The 6,830-nt window shown below is 61.2% G+C and carries 8 protein-coding genes; 5 read left to right on the top strand and 3 right to left on the bottom strand.

The window, feature by feature from the left end:
- Positions 1-250, bottom strand: a 250-nt coding sequence (locus AC1D2G_RS34235; RefSeq protein WP_477228463.1) for a GTP-binding protein, incomplete at its 3' end; no start/stop codon positions are given.
- A 294-nt stretch (positions 251-544) separates the two neighbouring features.
- Here AC1D2G_RS34235 and AC1D2G_RS34230 point away from each other — a divergent pair.
- Together AC1D2G_RS34230 and AC1D2G_RS34225 are read left to right on the top strand one after the other, a co-directional pair.
- Entirely contained in the window at positions 545-1,432 is an 888-nt protein-coding gene (locus tag AC1D2G_RS34230) for a DMT family transporter (protein WP_457152120.1), read from the top strand.
- Positions 1,433-1,566: 134 nt separating this feature from the next.
- The gene (locus tag AC1D2G_RS34225; RefSeq protein ID WP_202359563.1) at positions 1,567-1,704 is read left to right on the top strand and encodes a hypothetical protein; all 138 of its coding nucleotides are present in this window, start codon (positions 1,567-1,569) and stop codon (positions 1,702-1,704) included.
- A gap of 117 nt (positions 1,705-1,821) precedes the next feature.
- On the opposite strand, the gene AC1D2G_RS34220 is transcribed toward AC1D2G_RS34225, so the two are convergent.
- A complete protein-coding gene (locus AC1D2G_RS34220; protein ID WP_095091667.1) occupies positions 1,822-2,076 on the bottom strand; it encodes a GlsB/YeaQ/YmgE family stress response membrane protein in 255 nt (84 codons plus the stop codon).
- Positions 2,077-2,205: 129 nt separating this feature from the next.
- Between AC1D2G_RS34220 and AC1D2G_RS34215 the strand changes: the two genes are divergently transcribed.
- The 3 genes from AC1D2G_RS34215 to AC1D2G_RS34205 all read left to right on the top strand — a co-directional run bounded on the left by AC1D2G_RS34215 (position 2,206) and on the right by AC1D2G_RS34205 (position 4,285).
- Positions 2,206-2,670 carry a YidB family protein gene (locus AC1D2G_RS34215; RefSeq protein WP_477228465.1) on the top strand — a complete coding sequence of 155 codons (465 nt, stop codon included), beginning with the start codon at positions 2,206-2,208 and terminating at the stop codon, positions 2,668-2,670.
- A gap of 508 nt (positions 2,671-3,178) precedes the next feature.
- A complete protein-coding gene (locus tag AC1D2G_RS34210; protein WP_477419589.1) occupies positions 3,179-3,769 on the top strand; it encodes an ankyrin repeat domain-containing protein in 591 nt (196 codons plus the stop codon).
- A gap of 6 nt (positions 3,770-3,775) precedes the next feature.
- The gene (locus AC1D2G_RS34205; RefSeq protein WP_477419587.1) at positions 3,776-4,285 is read left to right on the top strand and encodes a YHS domain-containing (seleno)protein; all 510 of its coding nucleotides are present in this window, start codon (positions 3,776-3,778) and stop codon (positions 4,283-4,285) included.
- Positions 4,286-4,296: 11 nt separating this feature from the next.
- Here AC1D2G_RS34205 and AC1D2G_RS34200 read toward each other — a convergent pair whose 3' ends face one another.
- Positions 4,297-6,474, bottom strand: a complete 2,178-nt coding sequence (locus AC1D2G_RS34200) for a tetratricopeptide repeat protein (RefSeq protein ID WP_477419585.1) — start codon at positions 6,472-6,474, stop codon at positions 4,297-4,299.
- Between the last annotated feature and the right edge of the window lie 356 nt (positions 6,475-6,830).

Raw genomic sequence — 6,830 nt, 5'->3', positions numbered from 1 at the left:
CATAGTCGGCGTGCCCGGGGCAGTCGACGTGAGCGTAGTGGCGGTTGGCCGTCTCGTATTCGACATGCGCCGTCGAGATCGTGATGCCGCGCGCCTTCTCCTCAGGTGCCGCGTCGATCTGGTCATAGCGCTTGTATTCGCCAAAATACTTCGTGATCGCCGCCGTCAGCGACGTCTTGCCATGGTCAACGTGACCAATCGTGCCGATGTTCACATGAGGCTTGTTACGCTCGAATTTACCTTTTGCCATAGTCTCTTTCCTTGGACGGCCTGGACCTTCAGTTCAGTCGAATGCGGGGCGATTAGCGACAAAGGCCAAAAAACACAAGCGTCTTTTGGCCGGGTGCCGTCTCACTCAGTCCGAACCATTGATCCGATTGCGGGGATATGGCGCTGATATAGGAAGGGACGAGACGAAATGAAATGGGTGGCAGGCCCATCGATCGAAGCCGCCACAGCGCTGTCTTGCCTGCCCGATGCTGTCCGATTCACCGCCAGGTCATGGCCCATTGCGGTCGTCATCGAGGTCTGATTTCCTCGCCGGATGCATTTCATTCCGACCGCCATCCGCGGCCCCCTGTTCATGATCGTCTCGACCGGATCGTATCTCGTCAACGATACGATGATGAAACTCGCGACATCGGGCCTGCCGTCCTACGAAGTGCTGTTCCTGCGCGGTGCGGCGGCAACGCTCTGGGGTTTCCCGCTGTTGTTCGCGCTGGGCTACGGCAAGCAGATTCCGCTGATCTTCGACAGGCACGTGCTGCGCAGGAACCTGCTCGAACTGGCGGCGATCCTCTGCTACGTGGTGGCGCTCGCCAACATGCAGATCGCGGATTCGACGGCACTCGGACAGATCACGCCGCTGTTGATGCTGGTCGGCTCCTCGATCCTGTTTGGCGAGCGGATCGGCGGCCAGCGCATGGCGCTGATCGGGCTCGGCTTCATCGGCGCGCTGATGGTGGCGCAACCGACCATGCAAGGCATTTCGGTCTACGCCTTGCTGGCGCTCGGCAACGCGACGCTGTCGGCGGCACGCGACCTTGCCGGCCGGCGGGTTACGGCAGAGGTGCCGGGGATGATCGTGGCGATCTCCGCCGTGGTGGTGGTGCTGGTCGGCGCCGGTGCAGCGCATCTGGTTTCCGAGCGCTGGGTCATGCCCGAGGCGCGCCATCTGCTGCTGATGGCCGGCGCCGGATTTTTCCTGATCTTCGGCCACTTCTTCATCTTCATGGCCTATCGCGTCGGGCCGACCAGTGCGGTGGCGCCGTTCTACTATTGCTTCACCGTCTGGGCGGTCATTTCGGGCTTGCTGGTGTTCGGGCAATTCCCCAATGCGCTGGCGGTCTGCGGCATTCTGCTGGTGGTGGGCAGTGGACTTGCCATCGTCTCGCTGGACCAGCGCAAGCGCCGACTGACCGTCGTCGCCTAGCCCCGCCCAAGCAGGCCAAGCGGACGCTCAGCTGCGTCTGTCAGCGCGCTGTTGCCGAGCCGAAAAAGATCGTCTAATCGCCGAAGACCGTCCAATCCAGGACGCCATGATCAATCAGCCAAGGGAGTTTCCCCATGACGGATTTTGACCAGAACAAGAACTCTGACGCCGAGCACAAGGCCGCCATCCGCAAGTCGCTCATCGGCTGGGCGGTGTTTATCGCGGGAACGCTAATCTTTTTCGCAGCAGCAGACGCGGTGTTGATGCCATAGGCTGGTATCGCGTACCGGCCCGGAGCTGGTCCTCAGCGAAATTCGAAGTTTCAGATTCCAGGGCTTAGGGTGGTTCATCGTTCACGGAAACGCAGAACCGCTCTACCTCTTTGTTTCCTACGCCCGTCCTCCGCTGAACTGGTGGTAAGCCCACAGCACGACCACCGCGCCGATCACGGCGACGATCAGGCTGTAGATGTTGAGGCCGGTGACGCCCGACGCGCCGAAGGCGCTGAAGATCAGGCCGCCGACAATGGCGCCGACGATCCCGAGCACGATGTCCATCAAAATGCCCTGGCCGCTCTTGTTGACGATCTTGCTGCCCAGGAAGCCGGCGATGACGCCGAGTATGATCCAGCTGATGATTGACATTTTTTCCTCTCCATCCCCCCGCCAGCCAACATTTTCATACGATTGTCAAAAGCTCAAGCCAGCTTGAAATTCCGCCCGCACGCCCCATTGTTGAGGAGGTGTTGGGCTTGTCGTTATGGAGGATCCACTATGGGACTTTTTGACAACGCCGTTCCAGGCGGCAACATCACTAAACCGCTGATGATTGCGCTTGGCGCGCTGCTGGTCGGAAAAATGCTGAGCGGCAGAAGTGCCGAACAGCCGGACCAGACCGAGACCCCGGCCCCGACCGGACCCGCTTCCACCGGAACGACCCCCGCCGACGGCGGCCTGCTCGGCGGATTGGGCGGCCTGCTCGACAAGCTCAGGGATGCCGGCCACGGCAATGTCGCCGACTCCTGGGTCGGCACCGGGCAGAACCAGTCGATCAACGCCAATGATCTCGGCGCCGCACTCGGGCCGCAGGTCATTCACGAGATCGCGCAGCGGACGGGGATGGACGAGCAGGAACTGCTCAAGCAGCTGTCCACGGCCCTGCCCGGCGTCATCGACAAGCTGACGCCGAACGGCCAGGTGCCGCAGCAGCATCAGGTTGCGTCCGCGTTCAACAGCTAGCGCGGCGCAGACATCTGCACAATGGAGGAGCGCTGCGCGGCTTGCCGCGCGGTGTTTCGACCCGGAGATCGTGCGGACGGAGGTCTGGAGCGGGTAGCGAACCCGCATATTCAGTTTGGAAGACCTCCAAGAATGTAATGAAATCAATAGGCCGTGTCATTCACCTTATCAAAACGGCCGATCCGGGCAGAATTGTGCGGCGTAGTGTCATCAGAACCTCATGCAAATGATTGGGGCATACCTCAAACACAGTGGTCTGTCTGGGTGAACACTCCAAGGTCAAACCGTCACCCCTGAAAGACCGATTTTTGACCCGGAGCAGCTACGACGGTCCCGTCCATTCACCAAAAAGCGGACATCGATGGAGGCAATAGGCAGCTCCAAGTCAGGTCGTTCTTGGCGCAATGCCAAGCGGACATTCCCTTTTTACGGGCAACGCTAAACTGCCACGTGCCGAGCACCGTCGTCCCGAACTTGTACGCTGTCTTCGCGCGTGATATCGATACTGATGCGTGGACTGCTGATACTTGTCGTATTGGCGCTTGCCGCGACCGATGCAGCGGCGGGCGACGTGTTGTTCGATGCCATAGCTGCCGGCGACAAAGTGGGTGTCGAGCAAGCTGTCGCGAGCGGTGCCGACGTCGATAGTCGGGCGAGCGACCAGGCAACACTACTCATCGCTGCAGCGCTTGATAACCAGCCGGAAATCGCCGAGTTCCTGCTGAGCAAGGGGGCCGACGTCATGGCCCGGAACTCGGGCGGCTTCACCCCGCTACATGCGGCCGCCTTCTCGGGCAGCCTGCCGATCGCCAAGCTGCTCCTGGAAAAAGGCGCGGTGCTCGACGATACCGCCAACAAGGCGGGCGCTACGCCGTTGTTGGTTGCCGGCGAGGAAAACCACCTTGAACTGGCGGAATTCCTTATTGCGAAAGGTGCCGATGTGAACCATCCCGAGGGCCATGGCTACATGCCGACAACGCGCGCATTCTGGAAGGGCAACACGGATATCATACGACTATTCAAACGCCATGGTGCTACCTGCCAAGCCAAGATCCTTGGCGAGGCGAACACGGCGAAGTGCGCAGAGATCCACGATTAACGGAGGATGCAGATGAGCACGATGATCAAGTCGCGACTGGTTCGGAATTTGGGGGCGGCTGCCCTAGTCGCGGTAGCTGCGGTCGCCGGCGCGGGATCGGCCCGGGCCGACAATTCGGTAAACACCGGCTATTTCGGCGGTGTGGCGATCATGGGCTACGACACGGTCGCTTACTTCACTGACGGCAAGGCCGTGAAGGGCTCCGAAGAGTTCACTTATGACTGGCTGGGGACTCCCTGGCATTTCGCCAGCAAGAAACACCTGGAAATGTTCATGAGCGAACCGGTCAAGTACGCTCCTCAATATGGCGGCTACTGTGCTGCCGAAGTCGTGGGTGGAGGGGTCACGATCAATGTCGATCCGGAAGCATTCAAGATTATCGACGGCAAGCTCTACCTGATCTACGACGTCGGCAATGCGAACGATTTCGCCGCGCATGCAGCTGAAAATATACCGAAAGCCGATGCCAACTGGCCGAAGGTCGCGGCCAATTTGGAGCTCGACAAGTATCACTGAGACGCGTGCATCTACTGAACCACCGCGAAGTGGAACACCTTGCTTGAGTTGACGAAGGAATAGCCGTTGCCGGCGCCGTCACGGCGTTTGTAGACAGGTCCGCAGTCGGGGCGCCCGAACATATTCTCACTCTGCTCGCACAATAGGTCGCCATCGACATAGACGGTCTCGGTGAGTAGTCGCGTCGTCGAGCGGAACGCGGCCTTGCCGTCCTTTCCGACCTGCAGGATGGCTGGCTGGAGACCGGGCTCAAGTTGACCTTGCAACGTATGGCCTAGGACGAGGGAGTTAATCTCGCCTCCCTTCAACTGGTCGTGTTGGTCGGCGGTGAAGCCGAACGGCCATTCGGGCAAGCCCGCCTGCTGCAGTGCGTCAATGATGAGAGCCGAATCCCGGGGGTTACGATATTGGAGACCGTTGAGCCGCACCGCCGACAATGAATCGTACCCCGGTGACGACATGGAACTTAGTCCCTCCGCGATCGCCGCCCTCGCATCCGGCAAGCGGCCGGCGCGGACGTAGGCGGCAGCGAGGGTAATTCTGAAATCTCCGACCGACGGCGCATCGTCTCGCGTGCGTTCGAGCGCCTCGATCGCCTTCTCGTTGCTGCCCTGGACAAGAAAGACCAGACCGGCAATTTGCCGGTTGATGGCCGAAAGGTTGGGATCGAGCTTGAGCGCTGTCTCGACCGCTGCGGCTGCCTCGGCATGATTGCCGGCGAACAGTTGCACGTATCCTAGAGCTATTTGCGTCTCCGCATCGCCGGGGCCGAGTGCGACGGCTCGCTCGGCCGAAGCGATGGCTTCCTCGTAGCGGCGATCCACGACCTGCATGATGCCAAGAATCGCATAAGGCGACGAAAGGTCCGGGTCGAGTTGCAGCGCACGGCTTGCCTTCTCATAGGCGCGCTTGCGCGCGGGCGCGCTCTGCATGATGTCGTTGAACGATTCGCGCCAGATATAGACTGTCGTGCTTGCATCCGCCGCGAAGGCTTCGGCAAAAGCGGGGTCGAGCTCCTCCGCCTTGTCGTAGAGCGGAAGCGACTCCCGCAGCCCGGCCCGTCCGCCGGTGCGTGCCGCCTGCTCGGCTCTGAGATAGTAGTCGTAGGCCTCTAGATCTTCGGTCGGCGGACGCGCCATCCGCTCGCTTTCCACCGTTGACGGTTGCAAGCCGAGCGCCTTGGCGATCTCCCGGCCCATCTCGTCCTGGACGCCAAACACCCCGGCCATACCGCGATCGAACCGGTTGGCCCACAGATTGTCGCCCGTTGCCGTATCGATGAGCTGGGCATTGAGGCGGATCTGCTCGCCGGTGCGGCGGACGCTCCCCTCGACGACGAAGCGGACGCCAAGGTCGCGCGCGACGTCCGCCAGCGCTGCAGGCTTGTCCTTGTAGGCGAACACCGAGTTGCGCGCGATGACGTCCAGACCGGAAAGCTTGGTGAGGTCGGTGATCAGATCTTCGGTGATGCCGTCAGCGAAATAGTCCTGGCCTGGATCGCCGCCGAGGTTTGCAAACGGCAGCACGGCAACCGATGGCCGCGATGGCACCGAGAACTTCTGCCACGCAAAAATGCCGGCAATCGCGGCAATCACCAGGACGGCGGCGCCCGCCAGGATCATAACGCGCGGGCCCGGCCGGTGGGGCGCGGCCGTGACCTTTCCCGATGCCGCGGGATCGAGCAAGAGTCGATAGGCGCGAACCGGATCGGCGATATTCTTGAGGCGCTGCTCTCCCAGACTGGCAAAGCCGACGTCCACTTTGTGGACGGCATGATCGAATGCGGTTCCGGAGATGCAGACTCCGCCTGGCTCGGCCATAGCCTCGAGGCGGGCGGCGATGTTCACGCCATCTCCGTAGATATCGTTTTCGTCCACGATGACGTCGCCGAGATTGACGCCGATGCGAAACCGGATCTGCCGGGCATCAGTGGCGCCCTTGTTGCGCTGCGCCATTCGGCGCTGGATCACGGCAGCGCAATGGACGGCATCGACGACACTCGCGAACTCGACGAGCGCGCCGTCGCCCATGAGCTTGATAATGCGGCCGTGGAATTCCTCGATCGCGGGGTCGACCAGTTCGCGACGGCAACCCTTCAATCGTTCGAGTGTGCCTACCTCGTCCTCGCCCATGAGGCGGCTGTAGCCAACCACATCGGCAGCGAGTATCGCGGTAAGCCTTCGCTCCATACTTGCCTGCGCCCTCCCCGGTCGATCAAGCGGCTTCGCTGCAGCCTATTCTAGTCCCACGTCGGACGCGAGCGTCCGCTTAGGTCAACAGCGCCGACTTGGCTGAGTGTCCTCTGTGGATGGCTCCCGCGATGCAAGGGGTGATTTGACGTTTCTGACGATTGGGTCAGGTGCGGTCTTCTGTCCGGCCTGTTGATGCAGTCGTTCATGTTGACCGCTGGCCTTGATGGTATCCGCGAGTCAGGTCCCACTCTGCTTTGCGGGCAATGATGCCCACGACATTCGCACGGGTTATCCCAGCTCCCGGTATGACCGGTTCGCCATCACATCTCATCGCCCTTGCAACTGGTGAACTT

It is taken from the genome of Mesorhizobium sp. P2_C7 (assembly GCF_056404515.1).
Note: the sequence above shows the minus strand (reverse complement) of the source record. Positions and strands in the feature narration are given on the sequence as shown.

What these genes read in the sequence shown, in the direction of transcription:
- AC1D2G_RS34230 (WP_457152120.1), top strand. Translation starts at nt 545, where the DNA reads ATGCATTTCATTCCGACCGCCATCCGCGGCCCCCTGTTCATGATCGTC.
- AC1D2G_RS34225 (WP_202359563.1), top strand. Translation starts at nt 1,567, where the DNA reads ATGACGGATTTTGACCAGAACAAGAACTCTGACGCCGAGCACAAGGCC.
- AC1D2G_RS34220 (WP_095091667.1), bottom strand. Translation starts at nt 2,076, where the DNA reads ATGTCAATCATCAGCTGGATCATACTCGGCGTCATCGCCGGCTTCCTG.
- AC1D2G_RS34215 (WP_477228465.1), top strand. Translation starts at nt 2,206, where the DNA reads ATGGGACTTTTTGACAACGCCGTTCCAGGCGGCAACATCACTAAACCG.
- AC1D2G_RS34210 (WP_477419589.1), top strand. Translation starts at nt 3,179, where the DNA reads ATGCGTGGACTGCTGATACTTGTCGTATTGGCGCTTGCCGCGACCGAT.
- AC1D2G_RS34205 (WP_477419587.1), top strand. Translation starts at nt 3,776, where the DNA reads ATGCAGATGAGCACGATGATCAAGTCGCGACTGGTTCGGAATTTGGGG.
- AC1D2G_RS34200 (WP_477419585.1), bottom strand. Translation starts at nt 6,474, where the DNA reads ATGGAGCGAAGGCTTACCGCGATACTCGCTGCCGATGTGGTTGGCTAC.